Genomic DNA, 22,684 nt, shown 5'->3' with positions numbered 1-22,684 from the left:
CGTGGGCAGAGCGAAGCCGACTCCGAACCGCAGGTGTTGAAAGAGCACCTGGTCGAGCCCGTCGGACTGCTGCTCAAAGATCCGGTCGATCGTCTCGGGCGACAGCAGCCGAATTCCGTCGACCTCCCCGCCGTTCGTGATCACGGATTCGATGCGCGCAACCGACCGCGCATTGCCCTGGCCTCCCGCGCCACCAATCTCGGCCGCCTTCCACTCGTCCGTCCAGGTCGCGGTCGCGTCGAGCACGGGAGCCATAAACGTGCGGAGGGCAGGGTGCCCCTCCGGCAGTCCCGAGAGATCCATTTGCGCGGGTGGCGGCGCAACCACATGCGCGACCCGGCCAAACTCGGCACGGTCGAGCCCGATGTGAAAGTCGGCGCCGAGAGGCTCTGCGATTTCTTCTCGCACGAACGTGCCGAGCGTGCGCCCGGTCACTCGGCGAATGATCTCACCCAGCAGGTGCCCGTAGTTCAACAGGTGGTATCCGGATGCCGTGCCCGGCTCCCACCAGGGAGCCTGTGCTGCAAGCTTGGCCGCAGCCGCCTCGGGGTCGTACAGGTCGTCGGTTGTGAACGGCAGATCCCATCCGCTCACTCCCGAGGTGTGAGACATCACCTGCTTGACGGTGATGCCCTCCTTGCCGTTGCTGCCGAACTCTGGCCAGTAGCGCGCCACCGGAGCGTCGAGGTCAATCTCGCCCCTGTCAACCAACATGAGCATCGCGAGTGCCACAACCGTCTTGGTTGTCGACCACACATTGGTGATGGTGTCGCGCTGCCATTCGGCGCTGCGTTCTTCGGTAGCGAAGCCGCCCCAGAGGTCGATGACTGGCTTGCCGTTGATTGTCGCGGCGATAGACGCCCCGAGCTCCTCCCCCGAATCGAGTTGGCGCTGTAGTTCTTCTCGCACCGACTCGAATCGTGGGTCGTTCTCTCCGTGGACTACTGCGGAGGCAGATGCAATCGCGTCGCTCATATGAAGCTCCTTTGCTTCGAGAAATATTGGGGTCAAAAACCCTTGCGGCGTGGGGTGGTCCTGCATGTATGGTGAAAACATACCAACCGGTCGGTTCTGACACCAGAGTCAGACTGCCGCAACAAAGAACTGTCACGAAGGAGTGGTGGACGTGGGTCGATTCGACGGCGAAACGGCACTGATCACCGGCGCAAGCCGGGGCATCGGTCTCGCCATCGCTCAGCGCTTTGTCGCCGACGGCGGCCGAGTCGCCATCACGGCCAGGGGCCAGGAGGCGCTGGATGCTGCGGTCGCCACACTCGGCGGGCCGAGCGTGGCCATCGCCATTGCGGGCAAGGCAGACGATCCCGGCCACCGGGCTGAGGTCTTTTCCCGCATCTCCGAGAGTTTCGGATCGGTCGACCACCTCGTTAACAACGCCGGCATCAACCCGGCCTATGGCCCAGCCCTCCAGACCGACGAGGCTGTCGCTCGCAAGATTCTCGATGTCAACGTCATCGGCGCCCTAGCCTGGAGCCGGGACGCCGTCGCCGCGGGCCTCACCAGCACGATCGTCAACCTGTCGTCGATCTCGGCCCTCACTGCGGCTCCCGGCATCGCCTTCTACGGGGTCTCCAAGGCAGCTCTCATCTCGCTCACTCAGCAGCTCGCCCACGAACTGGCTCCGAGCATCCGGGTCAACGCCGTTGCTCCCGCCGTTATCAAGACCAACTTCGCCAAGGCCCTCTATGAGGGTCGCGAAGACGAAGTTGCCGCCCGTTATCCCCTCGCCCGACTGGGCGTTCCCGACGATGTTGCGGGGCCTGTGACGTTCCTCATGTCGCCGGATTCCGCCTGGATCACAGGACAGACCCTCGTCATAGACGGCGGCGGCTCCCTCTCCCCTGTTGGATAGAGCCATGAAGAAAACAGTAAGCATCCAAGAAGAACTCCAGCGCGTTTCTGTCGAGCTGTTTTCGCAACAGGGCTACGCCCGCACGAGCGTTCAGCAGATCGTCGATGCCGCCGGAGTCACCAAGGGCGCGCTCTACCACTACTTCACGTCAAAGGACGATCTGCTCTTCGACATCTACGACCGCCTGTTGTCCCTGCAGCGGGAGCACCTCGACGAGATCGTAAGCCGGGATCTCGACCCGCTGGAGACGATGCGTCTCGTGTGCGAGGACCTCATCGTTACCTCCATCGAGTGGATCAGCGAAGGCTCGGTGTTCTTTCGCTCGCAGCACATGCTCTCCGATGAGCGGCAGCGAGAAGTCACACGCCGCCGACGCGAATACAACGACGTCTTCACCGCCCTCCTCGCACGAGGTCAGGCGGCGGGAGAGTTTCGCACCGACATTCCCGCGATCGTGCTCACCGCCACGTTCTTTGCAAACCCGCACTATCTGTCTCACTGGTACTCGCCCGATGGCGAACTCACCAAAGAACAGCTCGCAGCACAGATCACCGAGCTCTACCTCAAGGGCTTGAAGACCGAGGAGGCACACGACTGATGGAAGCATGGCAAGTCACCCTGAATGGAGAGCCCATTGACGCGATGGGCATCGCCGTCCTCGAGACGCCCGTCCCCGCGCCTGGCGAAGTTCTTCTCCGCACGAGGGCCGTCGCCCTCAACTTTCCCGACGTGCTTCTCGCCCGCGGCGAATACCAGGTACGCCCTGAGCTGCCCTTCACTCCCGGAATCGAACTCTGTGCCGATGTCGTCGCTCTCGGCGAAGGCGTCACCAATGTTTCGGTCGGCGAGCGCGTCGTGGCGACCCACATCGGCGTCATGGCCGAATACGTTGTGGTTCCCGCCCGGGTCGTCTTTTCGGCGCCGAGCGCTCTGAGCGACGCCGAGGCCTCCGCCCTCATGATCGGTTACCAGACCGGCTACTTCGGCCTGCACCGCCGCGCCAACCTGCAGCCGGGCGAGACACTGCTCGTCCATGCCGCGGCCGGCGGCGTGGGAACAGCAGCTGTGCAACTGGGCAAGGCAGCAGGGGCCACCGTAATCGGCGTGGTCGGCAGCGATGCCAAGCGCCAGGTCGCGCTCGACGCTGGGGCCGACCTGGTCATCAACCGCCGTGACGAAGACTTCGTGACGATGGTCAACGACTTCACCCAGGGCCGCGGGGCCGACGTCATCTACGACCCCGTAGGCGGCGAGACGTTCCAGCGCTCCACCAAGTGCATCGCGTTCGAAGGCCGCATCATCGTCGTCGGCTTTGCCGGCGGCGAGATCCAGTCGGCCCGGGCCAACCACGCCCTCGTCAAGAACTACGGCATCCTCGGGCTGCACTGGGGGCTCTACGAGAAGAAGGCGCCGCACCTCATCGCTGAGGCACACGAAGAGCTCACCCGCCTCGCCAACAGCGGCGTCATCCGGCCCCTCATCAGCGAGGTCGTCGACTTCGAGCAGGCAGCGGATGCGGTGCAGCGACTTGCCGACGGAACCACAGTCGGTCGCATCGCCGTGCGGGTTTCAGACCACGAGGTAGTGGCCCCGCTTTAGATCTCCGGGCATCCGCAGGATGCCTGCCCAACTTCACACCCGAAATAAGTTCCACGACACAAAGGAGTGCCGCATGGCTCCACAAACCGACCAGTCGGCATCCACGCCGCGGCTGTCGCTGAGGGACATCACCGTCCGGTTCGGCGGCCTCACGGCGCTGGAATCGGTGTCGGTCGATGTGCACCCTGGCACGGTCGTCGGCATCATGGGCCCGAATGGTGCTGGTAAGACCACGCTGTTCAACGTGGTCTGCGGCATCTACCGCCCGTCGATCGGCACGATGGCCGTCGACGGCACTGTCGTTCGCCCGCACCCGCACACTCTGACGAAGCACGGCATCGCTCGCACTCTGCAGGGGCTCGGCCTCTTTGCGGGGCAGAGCGTGCTCGACAACGTCGTCGCGGGCTTGCAGCACGACACGCGTCACACATTCGTCGAAGAGCTGCTCTCACTGCCCCGCGCCGTCCGCGACGAGCGCGAGAAAAAGGATCGCGCGATGGCGGTTCTCGAAAAGCTCAATGTTGCCGCATTCGCGGCGGCGGCCCCCGACACCCTCCCCTATGCGATTCGCAAGAAGGTGTCTATCGCCAGGGCCCTCGTGAGCAACCCCTCGCTCCTTTTGCTCGACGAACCAGCCGGTGGACTTGGCCACGATGAGATCGACGAGCTCGCCCAGCTCATCCGCGACATTCCGCAGAGCGGCTGCGCAGTCGTTCTCGTCGAGCACCACGTCGACCTCGTCATGTCGGTCTGCGACCGCATCGCAGTGCTCGACTTCGGCAAGCTCATCGCGGAGGGCACTCCGGAACAGGTTTCGGCCGACCCCGCAGTGACGGAAGCCTACCTGGGGGTGGATGCCGCATGAGCGACCTCCTGAATCTCAGCGGCGTGAGCGCCGGTTACGGGGCAATCCCCGTGCTTCACGACGTCAACCTCACGGTCGCGGCCGGGAGCATCGCGGCGGTCGTTGGCGCCAACGGCGCCGGCAAGACAACCCTGCTTCGCACCATCATGGGCCAGATCAGACCGACCGCCGGAAGCATCCGCGTTGACGGCACCGACATGGCGGCCGTGAAGGTCGAGGACATGGTTCGACACGGCGTGGCCCTGGTGCCCGAGGGGCGCGGTGTGATCACCGAGCTCACGGTTGATGAGAATCTGCGACTCGGCGGCCTGTGGCGGCGCAACTCAGCAGAATCTGCTCGCACGCTCGCGCAGGTCTACGAACTCTTCGAGCCTCTGCAGAAGCGCCGCACGTCCGCGGGCCATCAGCTCTCGGGCGGCGAGCGCCAGATGTTGGCGATCGGCCGCGCACTCATGGCCAAGCCCAAGCTTTTGATGCTCGACGAGCCGTCGCTCGGCCTTGCGCCGCGCATCACGGCCCAGATTCTTGCGCTGCTGGCCCAGCTCCGGGACGAGACCGGGCTCACGGTTCTGCTCATCGAACAGAACGTACGAAGCGCGCTCTCCATTTCAGACCACGGTGTCGTGCTCAACCTGGGTCGCGTCGTCGCGTCTCGCCCCGCCGAGGAGCTGGCCTCCGACACTGAACTTCGACACACCTACCTGGGGTTCTAATGGAACGGTTTATCTTTCTCACAGTCGACGGGCTCGCCCGCGGCGCCGTCTACGCGGCCTTCGCGCTCTCGCTCGTGCTCATCTGGCGGGCCGCCCGCATCGTCAACTTCTCGCAGGGTGCGATGGCCATGGCGGCCACCTACGTCGCCTTCGTGGTCACAAGCCTCACCGGCAACTACTGGGCAGGTCTGGCCGCCGCACTGGTGGGTGGTGCACTCATCGGTGCCGCCGTCGAACGCGGTGTCATGCAGTTTGTTGACGACCGCATCAACCCCCTCAACTCGGTGATTGCCGCTCTGGGGGTGCTGCTCATCATCCAGTCCGTCGTCGGAATGCTGTTTGGCAACACCTTCTACCCGATGGTCACGCCGTTCAGCCAGGACCCGCTCCCCTGGCTCCCGGGCCTCACGATCTCGGCCTATGACCTCTTCGTCTTCGCCTGCGTCGCGTTTGTGGTCGTCGGTCTCGCCCTGCTCTTCGGCAAAACCAATGTCGGGCTTCGCATGCGGGCAGCGGCCTTCTCACCCGATCTCGCTCGGCTGCTCGGGGTTCGCTCCTCTCGCATGATCACACTGGGATGGATGCTCGCCTCCGCGATCAGCGCGCTTGCAGCCCTCCTGGTCATCCCCACCGAGATGGGGCTCAACCCTCACGCCACCGACCTCGTCTTTGTCTACGCGTTCGCCATCGCGGTTGTCGGTGGACTGGACTCCGCGCCAGGCGCGGTCTTGGGGGGCCTCGCAGTGGGGGTATTGCTCAGCTGGGTAAGCGGTTATCTTGGCGCAACGCTCTCCCCCGTAGCGGTTCTCGTCCTGCTGCTCGCCGTTCTCCTGATCAAGCCCGGCGGTATTTTCTCGGCCACTAAGGAGCGCACAGCATGAGCCGCACCACCGCAATCCTCGCCGCCGTCGGCTTCGTGCTCGTCGTGGCACTCACCTTCGTCTTCGAACCGTTCAGCAACTTTCAGCTGGCAACCATCGCCGCATACCTGTGCGCCGTTGGCGGCCTCACGATGCTCACGGGCGTCAACGGGCAGCTCTCGCTCGGTCACGCGGCACTCATGGCCTGCGGCGCCTACTGCTACGCATTCACGGCCAACGCCCTGGGCGAGGCAGAGATCGACGGCGCTCTGCTCCTCGTGCTGCCGCTGCTCGCGGCGGTTGTCGGTGCCGCAATCCTCGGCTTCATCATCGGCCTTGCCGGCGCCAGGCTCCATGGGCCATACCTCGCCGGTGTAACGCTGGCGGTTGTGCTCGCTCTGCCCGCCTTCACGAGCACGTTCTCCAACGTCTTCGGCGGAGACATGGGCCTCTGGGTCACCGTTGCCCGCAAGCCAGAGGGCCTCGAGGGTCGGGGAAGCACCGAGATGTTCCAGGCATGGGTAGCGCTCGCCTGCGCTGCACTCGTGCTGCTGCTGCTGCAGAACCTGCTCCGCAGCAACTTCGGCCGCCAGATGCGCGCAGTCCGCGATAACGAGGTAGCAGCCTCTATCTCGGGCATCAACGTCTACCGAACCAAGGTTGTGGCGTTCACGGTGAGCTCCGCCGCCGCCGGAATCGGTGGGGGGCTACTTGCCTTCATCACTCAGAGCGCCAGCCCCGGCGCCTACTCCCTCATCTTCTCCCTCTTCCTTCTGATGGCAGCTGTCATCGGCGGGATCGGCACCCTGGCTGGCGCAATCTGGGGCTCCGTGCTCCTGGTGCTCCTGCCGGAGGCCATCGGCTCACTCACCAAGAGCCTGTCCTTGCCACCCGAGGTCGCACAGCGCCTCGACGGCAATCTCGCGATCGCACTGTTCGGCATCGTGCTTGTGCTGGTAGTGATCATCGCTCCCCACGGCATCCAGGGGCTCGTCACCAAAGCGTGGCGCAGGCTCCAGGCGCGGGGAACCCTGCAATCCGTTTCCACCCCGAAGTAACACCCGAACCACCAACCACCACAGAAAGGTCAATGATGACTCTCAAAAGGAATCGCCTCCTCGCGATAGTGGGAGCAACCTCGGTGCTCGCTCTCGCGGCGTGCTCGAGCAGCACCGGCAACGGGGGCGGCGAGGCTGCCGACGTTCCCGGCGTAACCGACACCACCGTCACGATCGGAACCCACCAGCCCCTCACGGGTCCCGCTGCGGCAGGATTCGCTTCAGTATCGGCCGCCGCAAAGGCCTACTTCGACTACATCAACGACAACGGCGGCATCAACGGCCGCACGATCGAGTTCGTGGTCAAGGACGACGGCTACAACCCCGCCAACACCCAGACGGTCGTGCGTGACCTCGTCCTCAAGGAGGACGTCTTCGCCCTCCTCGGAGGCCTCGGCACACCGACCCACAGCTCGGTTCTCGACTTCCTCAACGACAACGAGGTTCCTGACCTCTTCGTCGCGTCAGGTTCTGGCATGTGGGACCAGCCGGAGAAGTACCCGTACACCTTCGGTTACAACTCCGACTACGTCACCGAGGCGGCCATCCTGGCCGACTACGCGCAGAAGGAAATGCCCGATGCCAAGTACTGCCTTTTCGGCCAGGACGATGACTTCGGCGACGACTTCGAAGCCGGCCTCACGGAGATCCTCGGAGAAGACGGCCTCGCGGCAAGCGAGCGTTACTCCGTAGCGAACCAGGACGTTGTCGCACAGATCAGCGCCATGAAGGCCGCCGGCTGTGAGGTCAACTTCCTCGCCAGCATCAACGGCTTCACGGCGCTTGCTGTAGGAACCGCCGCCAAGCTCGGCTACTTCCCGCAGTGGATGTCGTCGTCTTCCGGCGGTGACTACCAGACCCTCGCCGGATTCCTTGGTGAGGCTACGCCGCAGCTCCTCGAAGGGTTCATCAGCACCTTCTACCTGTCGATGGCTTCTGGCGACGACGAGTGGATCACGCTGTTCCGTGAGGTCAACGAAAAGTACAACGGTGGCGTCGAGTTTGACGGCAACCAGGTCTACGGCATGACGATGGCCTACATGTTCGCCGAGGCTCTTGCCGGTGCTGGCGAGAACCCCACGCGTGAGTCGTTGGTCGAGGCCGTGCAGAACGGCTCCGTCAAGGGCACAGGAATCGTGCCGCTCGGCTTCTCTGAGGGCGACCACTCCGGTGCGCTCGGCGTTCAGCTCAGCATCGTCAAGGACACGGTTCAGGCCTACTTCGGCACCCCGTACGTCTACGAAGACGGCTCAGTTGTCGTCTACGAGGGCGAGCAGCCTGCCGTAACGAACAAGGGAATCCCGGGAGGAAAGTAACCTCTCCCACCGCCTGGCTCAACTGAGCCGGGCACGAAGGGCCGTCGCTCGGATTCGAGCGGCGGCCCTTTTGCGCGCGGCGGAGAGGCCGCACTCGCCGAGGGAGAGGAGGGGCTGGCCACTCCGCGAGGAGGGGACTTGCTCAGCGAGCCGACCGGCTCGGCAGAGGGCTGCCCAGCGGGCCGACCGGCGCACGAGAAAGGCCCTGCCTCCCGTGAGGGAGACAGGGCCAGGGTCGCGCTGTTGCGTTGCTGCTATGCCTCTGCCGATATGCGCTGAGCGTACTCAGCCGACAGCTCGCGCTTGAGCACCTTGCCGCTAGCTCCGAGCGGCAGCTCCGCGTGGAACTCCACAATGCGGGGGAACTTGTACGCCGCCATACGCTCGGAGGTGTACGCGATGACATCTTCCGCGGTGAGCGACGAGCCGGGCGCTAGAACGATCGCGGCCGCGACTTCTTGCCCGTGCTTGTCGTGAGCCACACCGAAGACGGCGGCCGAGCCGACACCCTCGAGCCTGGCCAGAACCTCTTCCACCTCGCGGGGATAGACGTTGTAGCCGTTGCGCACGATCATGTCTTTCTTGCGATCGACGATCGTGATGCGGTCGTCTGCACCCTTGGTTCCCAGGTCGCCCGTGCGGAACCATCCGTCGACGACGGCCTCAGCATCCGCCTCAGGGCGCCCGAGGTATCCCTTGAACAGGGCGTGTCCACGCACCACGATCTCGCCGAGCTCTCCCTGAGGCAAGAACTCGATGCGATCGTCGATGTCGGCGTCGGCGATCTCTACGTCGACGCCCCAGATGGGACGGCCAACGGTGCCGGCGACGGGTTCGTCGCGCTGATGGTTCGTCGACACGATTGGCGAGGTCTCCGTGAGGCCATAGCCCTCGTGGACACGAGCACCAAACTCTGAGGCGAAGCGTTCCAGAATCGCGACCGGCAGTGACGCGCCGCCCGAGATGCCATATCGAAGAGGCGGCCGCTCGGCCGTGCGGGTGGCGGCCTCGAGCATGCCGATAAACATCGTCGGCACCGCGGTGAACAGCGTCGCGCCGTGCTTGACCATGAGAGCGAGCGCCTCGTCCGGGTCGAACTTGGGCAGCAGGATGATGGCAGCGCCCCGGCGGAACGCCGTGTTGAGCACGGCCGTCTGACCGAACGTGTGGAACAGCGGAAGACCACCGAAGACCACATCATCTGCCGTGATGTTGAACAGGTCAATCAGGGTGACGTGCACCTGCTCGATCAGGGAGACGTGGCATCCGACCGCTCCCTTGGGGCGGCCCGTTGTTCCACTCGTGTAGAGGATCGTGGCAGCGTCAAGCGGGTTCGTCGACTCGTAACGCTCAAGCGGAGTGGCCTCCTTGGCCTCGTCCTCAAGACGCGGCACAGGGATCTGCTCGACCATCGAGTCGGGAATCAGCACGCTCACGAGCGGAACCTGGGCGAGAGCAGCAGCCTTGCCCCCCTCGGCGAGCATGGGTGCCGCTGCGATGAGAAGCGAGGAGCCGCTATCGCGCAAAACGTAGGCGATCTCGTCTGCCTTGAGCAGCAAGTGCACCGGGACGACAACCGCGCCGAGCGACAGAATCGCATAGTAGGCGCGAGCGAAGTCGGGCACGTTGGGGATGAGGATTGCGACGCGATCTCCGCGGCGCACTCCTCTGGCCCGGAGCGCCCCGGCGTAGGCCAGAGTTTGCTGCCACAGGTCGCCATAGTTGATGGTGCTATCCCCGTAGATCAAGGCCGTGCGCTCGGGAAAGCGGTGGGCGGTGTCGGAGAGGATGGTGGCAACCGAGAGGGTGCCAAAGCCCCCCGAGGTGAGTGCGGCCGGCGCCTCAAAGAGTGAAGGGGCCGAGCTTTCGGTGCTGGTCATCGTTGACCTCCAGTGATTCGGATGGGACGGTATCGGTCAGGACTGCGGGGCGCCGAGAACAAAGAGGGCGATGGTTTCGGCGATCGCCGCCGGCTTCTCGACACCATCGATCTCGACGGTCACCGACTGGGTGACGCGGGCACCCTGCGGAACACGCTCCACAGAGACCACAACGGACCGGGTGCGGATGCTGCTGCCGACCGCAACCGGATTAATGAAACGGACCTTGTTGAGCCCGTAATTGACCCCCATGATCGTGCCCTCGATCGTGACGGCCGACGACGAGAGGTAGGGCAGGAGTGAAAGCGTCAGATAGCCATGGGCGATCGGCGCACCGAAGGGTCCGGCCTTGGCCCGCTCGGGGTCAACGTGGATCCACTGGTGATCGTTGGTCGCATCCGCGAACGTGTTGACGCGTTCCTGGTCGATAACGAACCAGTCGCTGATCTCTTCGTGGTTGTTGACGATGCCTTCAACGGCGTCGATGTCTGCATACAGTGTCATGGCCTCAGTCCTTAGGTCCGCCGGCGACGTAGAGCACCTGTCCTGAAACGAACGATGCCTCTTCGCTGATGAAGAATGCTGCGGCGGCCGCAATATCGGCCGGCACGCCCGTGCGTCCAACGGGAATCTCCTTCGCCGCGTGGGCGAGAAAGTCCTCGAAGGGAACGCCGACGCGCTCGGCTGTCGCGCGGGTCATGTCGGTCGCAATGAACCCGGGGGCGATCGCATTGGCGGTGACGCCGTAGCGGCCCAGCTCGATCGCGAGCGTCTTGGTGAAGCCCTGCAGCCCCGCCTTGGCGGTCGAGTAGTTCGCCTGCCCGCGGTTGCCGAGCGCCGAGGTGCTCGAGAGGTTCACGATGCGACCCCACTTCTGCTCCACCTGGTGCGCCTGAACCGCTCGGGACATCAGGAAGGCACCGCGAAGGTGAACCCCCATAACGGCATCCCAGTCGGTGTCGGTCATCTTGAACAGGAGGTTGTCGCGAAGGATGCCCGCGTTGTTAACGAGGATGGTCGGAGCCCCGAGTTCGTCGGCGATGCGGGCAACCGCTGCCTCGACGGCTGCGGAATCCGAAACGTCAGCACCGACGCCGATCGCTTCGCCGCCTGCGGAGACGATGGCCTCGACGGTGGCCGAGGTGTCTTCTTCGCGCAGGTCGATGACGGCGATGCGGTGACCTTCTGCTGCGAGGCGCTGGGCGATTTCGGCACCAATTCCGCGGCCGGCTCCTGTGACGATCGCTGTGCGTGGTTCTGTCATGCGGTTCTCCTTAGGTCGATATGTGGCTGTGGGATTACTCAGGATGCTCGGCGGAGCTCTGCCTTGCCGAGGGCATTGAGGTGCACCTCGTCTGGGCCGTCGGCGATGCGTAGCGCCCTGGCCATCGTGTACATCTCGGCGAGCGGAAAGTCCTGCGAAGCCCCAGCTGCACCATAGATCTGAATGACTCGGTCGACGATGGTCTCGAGCATCCGCGGAACGGCCACTTTGATGGCCTGGATCTCGGCGTGCGCGGCCCGATTGCCCACGGTGTCCATGAGCCAGGCCGTCTTGAGCACGAGCAAGCGGTTTGCCTCGATGGCGATGCGAGCTTCGGCGATCCACTCGCGGATGACACCCTGCTCTGAGAGGTGCTTGTGGAAGGCAACACGGCTGTTGGCGCGTTCCCTGGCAAGGTCGAGAGCGCGCTCCGCGATGCCGATGGCGCGCATGCAATGGTGAATGCGGCCGGGGCCGAGTCGGGCTTGCGCGATGGCAAAGCCTTCGCCTTCTCCCTTGAGGATGTTGCCGACGGGAACCCGCACATTGCGAAAGACCACCTCGGCATGACCGCCGTGGTCGCGGTCGTCGAACCCAAAGAAAAGAAGCGGGCGCTCGACCGTGACTCCGGGGGTGTCGCGCGGCACGAGCACCATGCTCTGCTGGCGATGCCGTTCAGCGCTCGGGTCGGTCTTGCCCATGACGACGAAGATCTCGGCCTCGGGGTTCATGGCTCCCGTCGACCACCACTTGCGTCCGTTGATGACGTACTCGTCACCGTCTCGCTCGATGACCGTGGCGATGTTGGTCGCGTCGGAGGAGGCGACATCGGGCTCCGTCATGCAAAAGGCGGAGCGGATGCTGCCATCGAGCAGGGGCGCGAGCCACCGCTCTTTTTGTTCTTCGGTTGCGAACTCCCGAAGGATCTCCATGTTGCCGGTGTCGGGTGCGGCGCAGTTCATGGCTGCGGGGCCAAGCTTGGGGCTGCGGCCGAGAATTTCACACAGGGGCGCGTACTGCAGATTGGTGAGCCCCGCGCCTCCTTCGTCGCCGTGGGCGGATACCGGTAGAAAGAGGTTCCAGAGGCCCTGCGACTTGGCTTCCGCCTGCAACTGCCGCACGATCGGCTGCCGCGACCAGACCCCGGGGTTGTCCGCGAGCTGCTGAGCCAGAACATCCTCGGCCGGCATCACGTGCTCCGCCATAAACCGCTCTACGCGATCGATGTAACCCTTGGTGGTGTCGTCGAAATCGAATTCCACGTCATGCCTTTCGAGAGAGATAGGTGCGCCCGGCCCGAGCGAGGGGGGCGACCAGGCTGCCGATGCGGTCGAAACCGTCACCGACTGTCTGCCCGGCCTGAAAACGAAAGTGGATGCCTTCGAGGATCACCGCGAGCTTGAAGGCAGCGAAGGCGAGGTACCAGGAGAGATCGGGGACCTCGATTCCCGCGGCTTTGGCATAGACCTCGACGACTCGGTCGAACGAGGGGTAGCCGTCCTCTTCGAAGACGGATGTCGCGACGACGCTCTCCGGCATGTCCGCGAAGTTGCTGAGGTTCCAGTAGAGGCCGAACAGCCCGAGGTCGGTGAGCGAGTCGCCGAGCGTGGCCATCTCCCAGTCGAGCACTGCGGCAATGTGCGGCATGCCCGATTCGTCGTTGCTGACGAGGGCGTTGTCGAGGCGAAAGTCTCCGTGAACGATCGACGTGTACAGAGTCGTGGGGATGCGCTCGGCGAGTTCGCCCTGCAATGCGTCGAGATCGGGAATGTCCCGGTTTCGGCTTCCCTCGTACTGCCGACCCCAGCGCACGAGCTGGCGCTCAACGAAACCGTCCGCCTTGCCAAAGTCCTCGAGCCCGACCGATGCGGGGTCGACGGAATGCAGGGTGGCCAGGGTCGTCGCGAGTTCTTCGCTGAGACTGACCAGCTGGTCGACGGTGAAAAGGCGGTTGTCGGAGCGCAGCTTGAGGGCGATGCCGTCGACGCGCTCCATGAGGTAGAACGGCATCTCGACGCCCGCAGCGGGGTCATCGATAAACAGGACGGTTCGAGGCACAGGAACGGCGGTGGGCTGGAGCGCCGACAGCACCCGAAACTCACGGGCCATGTCGTGAGCGGTTTTCTGCACGTGGCCGAGCGGGGGGCGGCGAAGCACCCACGGCCCGACGCCGCCATCAATCGCATACGTGAGATTGCTGCGCCCGCCTGCGATCAGACTTGCGCTGAGCGGGCCTGCGAGCAACTGCGGATGATGCTCCTGAAGCCACGCTTCGAAGGCGTCGAGGTCGAGCCCCGGAATCACGGTGCTGTCGGTCGTCGTCCTGTTGGCTTCATCGCTCACATCACGACAATACCGACCGGCCGGTATGTTGTGCAACCAGAAATGATCGCCAGAGCGATTTGGGCCGGGCCTCGAAGCGATTCAGTCGAAGACGATGACCTGCCGGATGGCCGTGCCATCGGCCAGGGCATCCATCCCCGCGTTGATCTCGGAGAGAGCTATGCGAGACGAGATGAGCTTCTCAACAGGCAGTCGACCCTCCCGCCACAACTGGGCATAGCGCGGGATGTCCCGCGACGGCACAGCAGACCCCAGGTAGCTACCGACGATCGTGCGCGCCTCAGCGACGAGAGTGAGAGGAGACACCGCAGCCATAGCGCCCGGCGCAGGCAGGCCCACCGTGACGGTTGTGCCGCCGGGCGACGTGGCCGCGATAGCCGTCTCGAACGCGCGCGCGTTGCCTGCAGCCTCAATGACGACGGGAGCCCGGACTCCGCTCTCGGCGAGCTCAGAGGGTGTGAAGACCGCGGAGGCGCCCAGCTCCAGCGCCCGCTCAAGCTTGTCGGGCACACCATCGACCCCGATCACCTCATGACCGAGCGAGACGGCAGCAAGCACGGCCGCCATCCCCACCCCTCCGAGGCCCACCACGATGATCGTGTCGCCGGGGGCCGGTCGCCCAGCATTGATGACGGCACCGCCGCCCGTGAGCACGGCGCAGCCCAGAACGGCAGCGACATCGGCAGGCACATCGTCGTCCACGACGACGACCGAGTGCCGGTTGACAACGGCGTGGGAGGCGAAACCTGAAACCCCCAGGTGGTGAAAGATCTCCTCGCCATCGCGGTGCAGCCGTCGGCGCCCGCCCACGAGTTCGCCGGCGTTGTTGGCGCGCGTGCCAACTTCACAGGGCAGGCGGCCGTCCGTGGCGCATCCTGCACACTTTCCGCAGCGCGGCAGGAACGTCATCACGACCCTCTGCCCGATGGCAACGTCATCGACGCCGTCGCCCAGCTGTTCAACGATTCCCGCTGCCTCGTGCCCGAGGAGCATGGGCACAGGACGCACCCGGTTGCCATCGACGACCGAGAGATCGGAGTGGCACAGCCCCGCCGCCTCGATGCGAACGAGGATCTCCCCCGGGCCTGGCGGATCGAGCTCAAGCTCCCCCACCGTGATCGGCTTTGACACGGCAAACGGCCGCTCTCGACCGATCTCTTCAAGCACGGCTCCGACAATTCTCATTGAGACCTCCGCAGGATGGGGCCGCCGATGGCCCGTCGTGTCGGATACCTTCTCACGTTTCAGGGCGACCCGAACATACTCCTGTTCGGATTCTGCAAGCCGAGATAGCCTGACCGCATGGCAGACCTACGACTCGAAGAGCTATCGGCGAAGAACGTCGAAGCCGCGAACAACCTGACTCTCAAGCCGGGCCAGGAGCAGTTCATCGCTCCCGTGTCGTATGCCATGGCCGACCCGTTCATCACGCCGGGAACGTCGTGGTCCCGCGTTGTCGTCGACGAAAATGACACCGTTCTCGGGTTCATCATGGCCGTGTTCGACCCAGAGGCCGTCGAAGAAGAGTTCCGCAGTTGCATCTGGAGGATGAACGTCTCGGCCGAGTCCCAGGGCGCAGGAGTCGGTCGCTTTGCCGTGGAGGAGACGGCCGCCGAGGCGCGCCGACGGGGCTTCGATCGGCTGACCGTTCTGTGGGAGCCGGGCGAGCCTGGGCCCGAAGAGTTCTTTCTCCGAGTCGGCTTCACCGTGGTGGGAGAAAGCCAGTACGGCGAGAAGATCGGCGCGATCACACTCTGAACGAGCAGGAATCGCCCCCGCCGGCGGCAGAGGACTTTGTGGGGCGCGTGCTCGCGGTCGTCGAGAGCATCCCGGCGGGCAAGGTCATGACCTATGGCGATGTCGCTGCAGCGATCGGCTCACGCGCGTCACGAGCCGTCGGCCAGGCGATGGCCTACTACGGAGCGTCGACCCCGTGGTGGCGGGTCATCCGAGCCTCTGGGCACCCTCCCGCCGACCACAGCGCGGCAGCTCTCGAGCACTACAGGGCGGAATCAACCCCGCTCGTGTGGTCGCGAGACGGGCGGTATCGTGTCGACCTGACGGCTGCTCGTCACGCGGTCGACGACGTCACCTGAACGACCGGCACCTGAACGACCAGCACCGTGGAGAAACCCGTGGAGGAACCGGCGGGAGAACCGGGTTACGGGATGCGCACCGAGAGGCACGTGACGCAGCCCTCTAGTCGCTCAAACTGCGAAATGGGCGTAGTGAAGACCGTGTAGCCGAGGCCACGAACAAGCTCGGCAGACTGCGGAGCTGACTCCGACATGAGCACCGTGGTCGCGTCGAGCGCGACAACGGCCGCACCCTCTGGCTCCGGCACCGACAGCAGCCTCGAAAAGAGACCAGGCTGATCGAGAAGAGGCGTGTACCCGAGCACCGTGCCGTCCGGGAGTGCAGAAGCCGCCGACTTGAGGTGGAGAACCCGCGAAACCGGGACGGCGACAACGTCGAAACCGCGCGGGCTGAGCAGGGCACGAAGCTGACGGATGCCCTCGGCATTCGTGCGGGAGCTGCTGCCGACGTAGACGGTTGAGCCAACGCGCAGAACGTCTCCGCCTTCAAGCGTGCCGGGAGCGGTGATGTGCTCGATGCGCAAACGGTGGTCGCGAAGAGCCGTTTCGACGGCCTCGGTCTCGCCCTCGCGCGACGGCGTTCCTGCGGCTGCGATTATGGCGAGGTCGTCGATTACGACCGCGGTGTCTTCGACAAAGACCGAGTCAGCAAGGCCCTCAGCCACGGGAATCTCGATGATCTTCCACCCGTGGTCGGAGAACACCTCAACGTAAGCATCCCACTCGCGGTCTGCCTCCTCGGGGTCGACCGGGAGACGGTCGATGTGGGTCACCTGACCGTCGGCAAGCGTGCTCGCCGGCAGGCGGACCAGCAGGGTGCCGTGCGGAGTTGCCGCGGGAGCCGAGCCGCGAACGACCCAGCGCCACACGACGACTCCGACCGTTGCGCCCACGATTGCGCTCGCCACGATGAAGACGAGGTTCGGGCCCACGAGAACAGTGACGAGATACGACAGCGCTGCGGAATCGATCGTTGTGCCCTGCCCGATGAGCGTGAGCATCGTTCCGCAGAACGAGGCGAGAGCGGCCGCGATGAGGGCGGCGGGGAGAGCGATGTACCAGCGGCGGAATGCCTCGAGCACCGCTGCGAGGGAGAACAATACGAATGCGAGCAGTGTGCCGTTCTGAAAGAACGAGCCGACCGACATGAGCGATTCAGGGTCTGCCCCTGCCGCCACAAAAAAAGCAAACACCGTCGCCACATGAGCGAGCAACGCAATAGCGGCGCCCGTCGCAAGGGCGCCGAGAATGCGGCGGGCAAGTGAGAGCTCAGAACTCGGATAGGCCATCCACCGAGCCTATTGCCTGGGGGCGCTTTCTCGGTCGCGGGCACCGGGAAGCAATCCGGTGCCCGCGTGAGATGCCGACTAGACGAGCGAATCCCGCCACGCCGCATGCATCCGCGAGAAACGGCCGTCTCCCGCGATGAGATCCGCAGGGCTTCCGTCCTCGACGATGCGGCCGTGCTCCATGACGAGAACGCGATCGGCAATAGCCACCGTCGACAACCGGTGGGCGATGATGATCGCGGTTCGATGCGCGAGCAGGGTCTGCAACCCCTGCTGCACAAGGCGCTCACTGGGGATATCGAGCGACGCCGTCGCCTCATCCAGAATCAGCACCGCAGGGTTGGCGAGAAACGCCCTGGCAAACGAAATCAACTGACGCTGACCGGCAGAGACGCGGCCGCCTCTCTTGTTGACATCGGTGCCGTAGCCGTCCGGCAGCGACGTGATGAACTCGTGCGCTCCGACCGCCATCGCTGCCTCCTGGATCTCCTCGAGGCTCGCCCCTGGTTTGCCCAGCGCGATGTTGTCGGCCACGGTTCCGCTGAACAGGTACGCCTCCTGCGTGACCATGACGATGGCCCTTCGCAGATCTTTGGGGTGCAGATTGCGCAGGTCGATGCCATCGAGCCGCACCGCTCCCTCGCTCGGGTCATAGAAGCGGGCCATCAACTTGGCAAGCGTGGACTTGCCCGCTCCCGTGGTTCCCACGAGCGCGATGGTCTGCCCGGCGGGGACCTCAAGCGAGAACGACGGCAGGATGACGCGCTCCGGCGTGTAGGCGAAGCGAACGTTGTCGAAGTCGACAGCGCCCTTGGCTTCCCACAAATCGACGGGCTTGGCCGGGTCTGGCACACCTGGCAACTCGTCGAGCACACCAGAAATCTTTTCGAGGGCCGCGGCCGCCGACTGGTAGGCGTTGTAGAACATTGCCATCTCCTCCGCCGGAGCGAAGAAGTTGCGGGTGTAGAGCAGCGCTGCGAGCAGAACACCGATGGGCAGCGACCCGTCCGCAACGCGAAGACCTCCGACGAGCAGCACAACTGCGAGCGTGACATTGCCGATGAGGATGAGCACAGGGTCGAATGTGCCGAAAAGCTGGATCACCTTGGCATTGGTGTCGCGATTGTTCTCGACCAACTCACCGAACTCGGCCTCGTTGCGACGCTCCTTGCGGAACGCCTGCACGGCGCGGATGCCGGTCATGGTTTCGACGAACTGCACGATCATGCGGGCAGAGGCGACCCTGGTTCGCCGAAACATGCGCTGCGAGTTCTTTTGGAACCAGCGCGAAAGAAACCACAGCGGCACGAGGGAACCCAGCAGGATGAGCCCGCTGACCCAGTCGACCACGAACAGCATGCCCGCGATAAACAGCATGTAAAGGCCGCCCTGCACGAGCTGGTTGAGCCCAGAGCCGAGCAGTTCCTTGATGGATTCGAGGTCGCTGGTCTGGCGCGAAATGATGCGGCCGGACGTGTAGCTCTCGTGGAACTCGAGGCTGAGGCGCTGGGTGTGCAAGAACATGCGCTTGCGCAGATCGAGCAGCATCGACTGGCTGAGCCGTGCCGTGAGCACGGTGTACCAGGCGATGAGCGCGGCCCCGAGCACGCCCGTTGCCAGGTAGGCACCGACCGTAACGCCGAGAGGGAGCCAGTCATTCTCGATCATCGCCGGCAAACCCGTATCGATGCCGTACGCGATGAGGGCCGGCCCGAGGACCTGCGCAATTGTGCTCACCAGGATCACGGTTGCGGTGAGGCCAACGAGCCCGCGCATCGGTCGCACGAGCGAACCGAGCAGACGAACGGAGCGACCCCGAATTGTGCGGTTCTCGTCGCGCGACAGGTCGTCGCGTTCTTCGTCAACGCCGAGAGTGCTCATCGGGCCACCTCCTCGTCTGTCGTGGCCAAGCCCGGGGTTTCGGATGCTTCGGATGCTTCTGCCGCCGCCTCATCCGCTTCGAGCGATGACACCACGAAGCGATAGTGCTCACTGCGGGCGAGCAGTTCGGAGTGCGTGCCAACATCGGTGATGCGGCCGTTCTCCATCAGCGCCACCCGATCGGCCAGCATGACGGTGGAGGGCCGGTGGGCAACGATCAGGGCAGTCGTGCTCGAAAGCACTCGGCGAAGCCCCTCCTCGACCGCCGCCTCGGTATCGACGTCGAGAGCAGAGAGCGGGTCATCGAGCACAAGAACATTGGGTCGCGCCGCGACCGCGCGGGCCAGCGCGAGCCGTTGACGCTGGCCACCGGAGAGGCTCATGCCCTCCTCGCCAACCGTCGTATCGACACCCTCCGGCAGGCTGTAGACAAAATCGGCCTGGGCGATGGCGATTGCCTCAGCGAGATCTTCTTCAGAAGCATCCGGACGCCCCAGAAGCACGTTGTCGCGCACCGACGCGGAGAAGAGAATCGCGTCTTCGAAGCCCATCGCTACACGCGAACGCAGCTCCGAGCGGGTCATGTCGCGCACATCGACACCGTCGAGCAGCACGCGGCCGCCCGTCACGTCGTAGAGGCGTGAAGCAAGGGCCGTGAGGGTTGTCTTGCCCGAGCCCGTCACGCCGACCAAGGCCATGGTCTCGCCGGGGAGCAACTCGAGGTCGACACCGTTGACGAGGTCGGGAACTCCCGCTGGAGCATCCTGATACCGAAAATGCACGTCCTCAAAGACGAGCCTGCCCTCGGCACGCTCGGGCACAACGGGGTTTTCTGGGTCGACGACGGGGTTCTCCTCGTCCATGACCTCGAAGAAACGGTCAACGGCGGTGCGGGTGTCGTAGGTCATCGACAGCAAAAAACCGATCGACTCAACGGGCCAGCGCAGCACCGCCGCCGTCGCGAAGAATGCGACGAGGCCGCCCACCGTAAGGCTGCCCGTTGCCGCCAGCAGCACCCCTCCGAGGAGCGACAGTGCAAACGTTACGTCGGGCACGAGTAGCAGCCAGAGCCAGATGCCGGCGATGGCCCGAGCCTTCTCGATCTCGGTGCCGCGAAGCTCTTCCGCCTGGCGGGTGAACCCGTCGAGCGCATGGCGGCCACGACCGAAAGCCTTGAGAACTCGGATGCCGTGCACCGACTCCTCGACGGTCGTGGCGAGGTCACCCGACTGATCCTGGCTCAGCCGCGCGACCCTGGAGTACTTGGACTCGAATACATAGGTGTAGATCCACAGCGGGATCGAACAGACGACGAAGACCAATGCGAGCTGCCAACTCAGAGCAAAGAGAAAAGCAAAACCGATCGCGATCGTAACGACGTTGACGACCAACAGCACGATGCCGAACGAGAGCCACCGGCGCACGAGACCCAGATCGCTCGACATGCGCGAGAGCAGCTGGCCGCTCGGCCAGCGGTCGTGGAAAGCCACCGGCAGATCTTGCAGTCGGGCATAGAACGCATTGCGCATTCCCGCCTCGATGTGGGTGCCGGGAACCAGAACGAACCAGCGTCGCAGCCAGATCATCGCCGCCTCGATTACCCCGAGGAGAAGGACGGCGCCGACGGCCCACCAGAGCCCGGTGAGGTCTCCGTCGGCGAGAGGCCCATCGACCAACGACCGCAGCACCTGCGGAATAAGGAGCGCAACGACAGCGCCGACCAGGGCGGCTCCCGCCCCCGCAATAATGCGGGGCAGCGCCGGCCGAGCGTAGGGATAAATGCGCGCGATCGCACGCGCAGTAGATAGACGCCGAGGGGGCGAATCCGCTGTCGGGGTCGACAAAGGAGGCTCGTTTCTCATGTGGTGATGTCGAGAACGCTCACGAGGAGCGAATGCGAGAGGTCCCTCGGTGCGGGACGTCGGTGCCTCGAAGGCAGCCTTCGAGCCTATCCAAGGGCATCACCGCTCGCAAACCCCTCCCGCGTGTTGCTCGGGGCTGCAACCGGCGACGCGCGCTTAGTGGAAGAAGTGGCGCTCTCCCGTGAAGTACATCGTGACCCCGGCGGCCTTTGCCGCGGCGATGACCTCCTCGTCGCGAACCGACCCGCCGGGCTGAACAACAGCCTTCACGCCGGCCTTGAGCAGAACCTCAAGACCATCGGCGAACGGGAAGAAGGCGTCGGATGCTGCAACGCTCCCCGAGGCACGGTCGCCAGCACGCGTGACCGCCAGATGGCACGAGTCCACCCGGTTGACCTGACCCATTCCCACTCCGACGGAGGCCCCGTCCTTGGCCAGGAGAATCGCGTTCGACTTGACCGACCGCACCGCGCGCCAGGCGAAAGCCAGGTCGGCGAGCGTGGCAGCATCCGCAGCCTCGCCCGTGGCGAGCTGCCAGTTGTCCGTGGAGAAGTCATCGTAGGTGTCGGGCTGCTGCAGGAGCATTCCGCCCGAAACCTGGCGCAGCTCGAGCTCACCACGGTGGTAACCATCGGGCAGCTGGAGAAGGCGCAGGTTCTTCTTAGCCTGCAAGATCGCCAACGCCTCCGGCTCGAAGCCTGGGGCAACGACAACCTCCGTGAAGATGTCCTTGATCTGCAGGGCGGCCGCCACCGTCACGGTGCGGTTTGCCGCGATCACGCCGCCGAATGCCGAAACCGGGTCGCAGTCGTGAGCCCGTGCGTGGGCGGAGGCGATGGGGTCACCATCGCCGTGAGCGACAGCGATACCGCACGGGTTGGCGTGCTTGATGATCGCAACGGCGGGCTCATCAAAATCGAAGGCCGCACGCAGGGCCGCATCGGCATCCACATAGTTGTTGTACGACATCTCTTTGCCGTGAAGCTGCGTGGCTTGGGCGATGCCGTGGCCATCCGCCGACTCGTAGAGCGCTGCCCGCTGGTGCGAGTTCTCGCCGTAGCGGAGCACCGCCGAACGGTTCCAGGTGCCGCCGACCCAACCCGGGAACCCCGAACCCTCGTCGTCGGCCGCGATCGTACTGCCCATCCACGATGCGACAGCGAGATCGTAGCTGGCCGTGTGACGGAAGGCCTCGCGGGCCAGTGCCCGGCGCTGCTCGAGAGTCGTTCCGCCCGCGGCGACGGCCGCGATGAGCTCGTCGTAGCTCGCGGGAGTCACCGCGATCGCGACATTGGCGTGGTTCTTGGCCGCGGCGCGCACCATCGAAGGCCCGCCGATATCGATCTGCTCCACGATGTCGTTATCCGCAGCCCCCGAGGCCACCGTCTCGACGAACGGGTACAGGTTAACCACGACGAGCTCGAACGGCTCGATGCCCATCTCGGCAAGCTGACGCTCGTGGCTCTCAAGTCGAAGGTCGGCGAGGATTCCGGAGTGGATGAAGGGGTGAAGCGTCTTGACTCGGCCGTCGAGCGTCTCAGGGAACCCGGTGACCGTGGCGACCTCGGTGACCGGATGCCCGGCATCCGCAATCGTCTTGGCCGTCGATCCCGTCGACACGATCTCGACACCGGAGGCGACCAGGGAGGATGCCAGCTCAAGCAGGCCCGACTTGTCGCTCACCGAAATCAGGGCGCGGCGAACGGGTACGACGTTGCGGTCGCGGTACAGGGTGGCGTCGTGGCTGGGGCCGCTCATGAGGCAAGTTCCTTCAGGTCGATGGTTCCG

Annotated in this window: 21 protein-coding genes; 10 read left to right on the top strand and 11 right to left on the bottom strand. The window is 64.7% G+C overall.

Translation table 11 applies throughout. The annotated features are described in order from the left end of the window. The coding region (locus AC062T_RS01310; RefSeq protein WP_476026674.1) for a serine hydrolase domain-containing protein at nucleotides 1–975 on the bottom strand (975 nt) is incomplete at its 3' end. Between the two features lie 151 nt (nucleotides 976–1,126). On the opposite strand from AC062T_RS01310, the gene AC062T_RS01305 reads away from it, so the two are divergent. The 8 genes from AC062T_RS01305 to AC062T_RS01270 all read left to right on the top strand — a co-directional run bounded on the left by AC062T_RS01305 (nucleotide 1,127) and on the right by AC062T_RS01270 (nucleotide 8,281). Further along, nucleotides 1,127–1,870, top strand: a complete 744-nt coding sequence (locus AC062T_RS01305; protein WP_476026672.1) for an SDR family oxidoreductase — start codon at nucleotides 1,127–1,129, stop codon at nucleotides 1,868–1,870. 4 nt (nucleotides 1,871–1,874) lie between these two features. After that, nucleotides 1,875–2,468 carry a TetR/AcrR family transcriptional regulator gene (locus AC062T_RS01300; protein ID WP_476026670.1) on the top strand — a complete coding sequence of 198 codons (594 nt, stop codon included), beginning with the start codon at nucleotides 1,875–1,877 and terminating at the stop codon, nucleotides 2,466–2,468. Beyond that, nucleotides 2,468–3,469: an NADPH:quinone oxidoreductase family protein gene (locus AC062T_RS01295; protein WP_476026668.1), complete on the top strand. Its 1,002-nt coding sequence runs from the start codon at nucleotides 2,468–2,470 to the stop codon at nucleotides 3,467–3,469. The genes AC062T_RS01300 and AC062T_RS01295 overlap by 1 nt, the downstream gene beginning before the upstream one ends. A 73-nt stretch (nucleotides 3,470–3,542) precedes the next feature. Beyond that, nucleotides 3,543–4,334, top strand: coding sequence for an ABC transporter ATP-binding protein (locus AC062T_RS01290; RefSeq protein ID WP_476026666.1), 792 nt, complete (start codon nucleotides 3,543–3,545; stop codon nucleotides 4,332–4,334). Beyond that, nucleotides 4,331–5,047, top strand: a complete 717-nt coding sequence (locus AC062T_RS01285) for an ABC transporter ATP-binding protein (RefSeq protein ID WP_476026664.1) — start codon at nucleotides 4,331–4,333, stop codon at nucleotides 5,045–5,047. Before AC062T_RS01290 ends, AC062T_RS01285 begins: the two co-directional genes overlap by 4 nt. Continuing rightward, on the top strand, nucleotides 5,047–5,928 hold the full coding sequence (locus AC062T_RS01280) for a branched-chain amino acid ABC transporter permease (RefSeq protein WP_476026662.1): 882 nt from the start codon (nucleotides 5,047–5,049) through the stop codon (nucleotides 5,926–5,928). Before AC062T_RS01285 ends, AC062T_RS01280 begins: the two co-directional genes overlap by 1 nt. Further along, nucleotides 5,925–6,965: a branched-chain amino acid ABC transporter permease gene (locus AC062T_RS01275; RefSeq protein ID WP_476026660.1), complete on the top strand. Its 1,041-nt coding sequence runs from the start codon at nucleotides 5,925–5,927 to the stop codon at nucleotides 6,963–6,965. Before AC062T_RS01280 ends, AC062T_RS01275 begins: the two co-directional genes overlap by 4 nt. Nucleotides 6,966–6,997: 32 nt before the next feature. Continuing rightward, on the top strand, nucleotides 6,998–8,281 hold the full coding sequence (locus AC062T_RS01270; RefSeq protein WP_476026658.1) for an ABC transporter substrate-binding protein: 1,284 nt from the start codon (nucleotides 6,998–7,000) through the stop codon (nucleotides 8,279–8,281). Nucleotides 8,282–8,535: 254 nt separating this feature from the next. Here AC062T_RS01270 and AC062T_RS01265 read toward each other — a convergent pair whose 3' ends face one another. The 6 genes from AC062T_RS01265 to AC062T_RS01240 form a co-directional block, all read right to left on the bottom strand. Continuing rightward, the gene (locus AC062T_RS01265; RefSeq protein WP_476026656.1) at nucleotides 8,536–10,161 is read right to left on the bottom strand and encodes a long-chain-fatty-acid--CoA ligase; all 1,626 of its coding nucleotides are present in this window, start codon (nucleotides 10,159–10,161) and stop codon (nucleotides 8,536–8,538) included. A 36-nt stretch (nucleotides 10,162–10,197) separates the two neighbouring features. After that, a complete protein-coding gene (locus AC062T_RS01260) occupies nucleotides 10,198–10,665 on the bottom strand; it encodes a MaoC family dehydratase (protein ID WP_108514905.1) in 468 nt (155 codons plus the stop codon). A gap of 4 nt (nucleotides 10,666–10,669) precedes the next feature. After that, a complete protein-coding gene (gene fabG, locus AC062T_RS01255; RefSeq protein ID WP_476026654.1) occupies nucleotides 10,670–11,425 on the bottom strand; it encodes a 3-oxoacyl-ACP reductase FabG in 756 nt (251 codons plus the stop codon). A 38-nt stretch (nucleotides 11,426–11,463) separates the two neighbouring features. Continuing rightward, nucleotides 11,464–12,687, bottom strand: a complete 1,224-nt coding sequence (locus AC062T_RS01250; protein WP_476026652.1) for an acyl-CoA dehydrogenase family protein — start codon at nucleotides 12,685–12,687, stop codon at nucleotides 11,464–11,466. 1 nt (nucleotide 12,688) lies between these two features. After that, nucleotides 12,689–13,768, bottom strand: a complete 1,080-nt coding sequence (locus AC062T_RS01245) for a phosphotransferase family protein (protein WP_476026650.1) — start codon at nucleotides 13,766–13,768, stop codon at nucleotides 12,689–12,691. Between the two features lie 81 nt (nucleotides 13,769–13,849). Beyond that, a complete protein-coding gene (locus AC062T_RS01240; RefSeq protein WP_476026648.1) occupies nucleotides 13,850–14,953 on the bottom strand; it encodes an alcohol dehydrogenase catalytic domain-containing protein in 1,104 nt (367 codons plus the stop codon). A 117-nt stretch (nucleotides 14,954–15,070) separates the two neighbouring features. Between AC062T_RS01240 and AC062T_RS01235 the strand changes: the two genes are divergently transcribed. Both AC062T_RS01235 and AC062T_RS01230 read left to right on the top strand, forming a co-directional pair. Continuing rightward, nucleotides 15,071–15,526 carry a GNAT family N-acetyltransferase gene (locus AC062T_RS01235; RefSeq protein ID WP_476026646.1) on the top strand — a complete coding sequence of 152 codons (456 nt, stop codon included), beginning with the start codon at nucleotides 15,071–15,073 and terminating at the stop codon, nucleotides 15,524–15,526. Nucleotides 15,527–15,564: 38 nt separating this feature from the next. Continuing rightward, nucleotides 15,565–15,864, top strand: a complete 300-nt coding sequence (locus AC062T_RS01230) for an MGMT family protein (RefSeq protein WP_476026644.1) — start codon at nucleotides 15,565–15,567, stop codon at nucleotides 15,862–15,864. Between the two features lie 65 nt (nucleotides 15,865–15,929). On the opposite strand, the gene ddaH is transcribed toward AC062T_RS01230, so the two are convergent. The 4 genes from ddaH to purH all read right to left on the bottom strand — a co-directional run bounded on the left by ddaH (nucleotide 15,930) and on the right by purH (nucleotide 22,654). Continuing rightward, nucleotides 15,930–17,153: a dimethylargininase gene (ddaH, locus tag AC062T_RS01225; protein WP_476026642.1), complete on the bottom strand. Its 1,224-nt coding sequence runs from the start codon at nucleotides 17,151–17,153 to the stop codon at nucleotides 15,930–15,932. Nucleotides 17,154–17,231: 78 nt separating this feature from the next. Next, the gene (locus AC062T_RS01220; protein ID WP_476026640.1) at nucleotides 17,232–19,034 is read right to left on the bottom strand and encodes an ABC transporter ATP-binding protein; all 1,803 of its coding nucleotides are present in this window, start codon (nucleotides 19,032–19,034) and stop codon (nucleotides 17,232–17,234) included. Continuing rightward, nucleotides 19,031–20,896, bottom strand: a complete 1,866-nt coding sequence (locus tag AC062T_RS01215) for an ABC transporter ATP-binding protein (protein ID WP_476026638.1) — start codon at nucleotides 20,894–20,896, stop codon at nucleotides 19,031–19,033. Before AC062T_RS01215 ends, AC062T_RS01220 begins: the two co-directional genes overlap by 4 nt. Before the next feature lie 156 nt (nucleotides 20,897–21,052). Then, a complete protein-coding gene (gene purH / locus AC062T_RS01210) occupies nucleotides 21,053–22,654 on the bottom strand; it encodes a bifunctional phosphoribosylaminoimidazolecarboxamide formyltransferase/IMP cyclohydrolase (protein WP_476026636.1) in 1,602 nt (533 codons plus the stop codon). Nucleotides 22,655–22,684: the final 30 nt, after the last annotated feature.

The sequence above is a fragment of the Homoserinimonas sp. genome, from assembly GCF_056262345.1.
The sequence above is the reverse complement of the archived record's forward strand: the minus strand, read 5'-3'. Positions and strand labels throughout refer to the sequence as shown.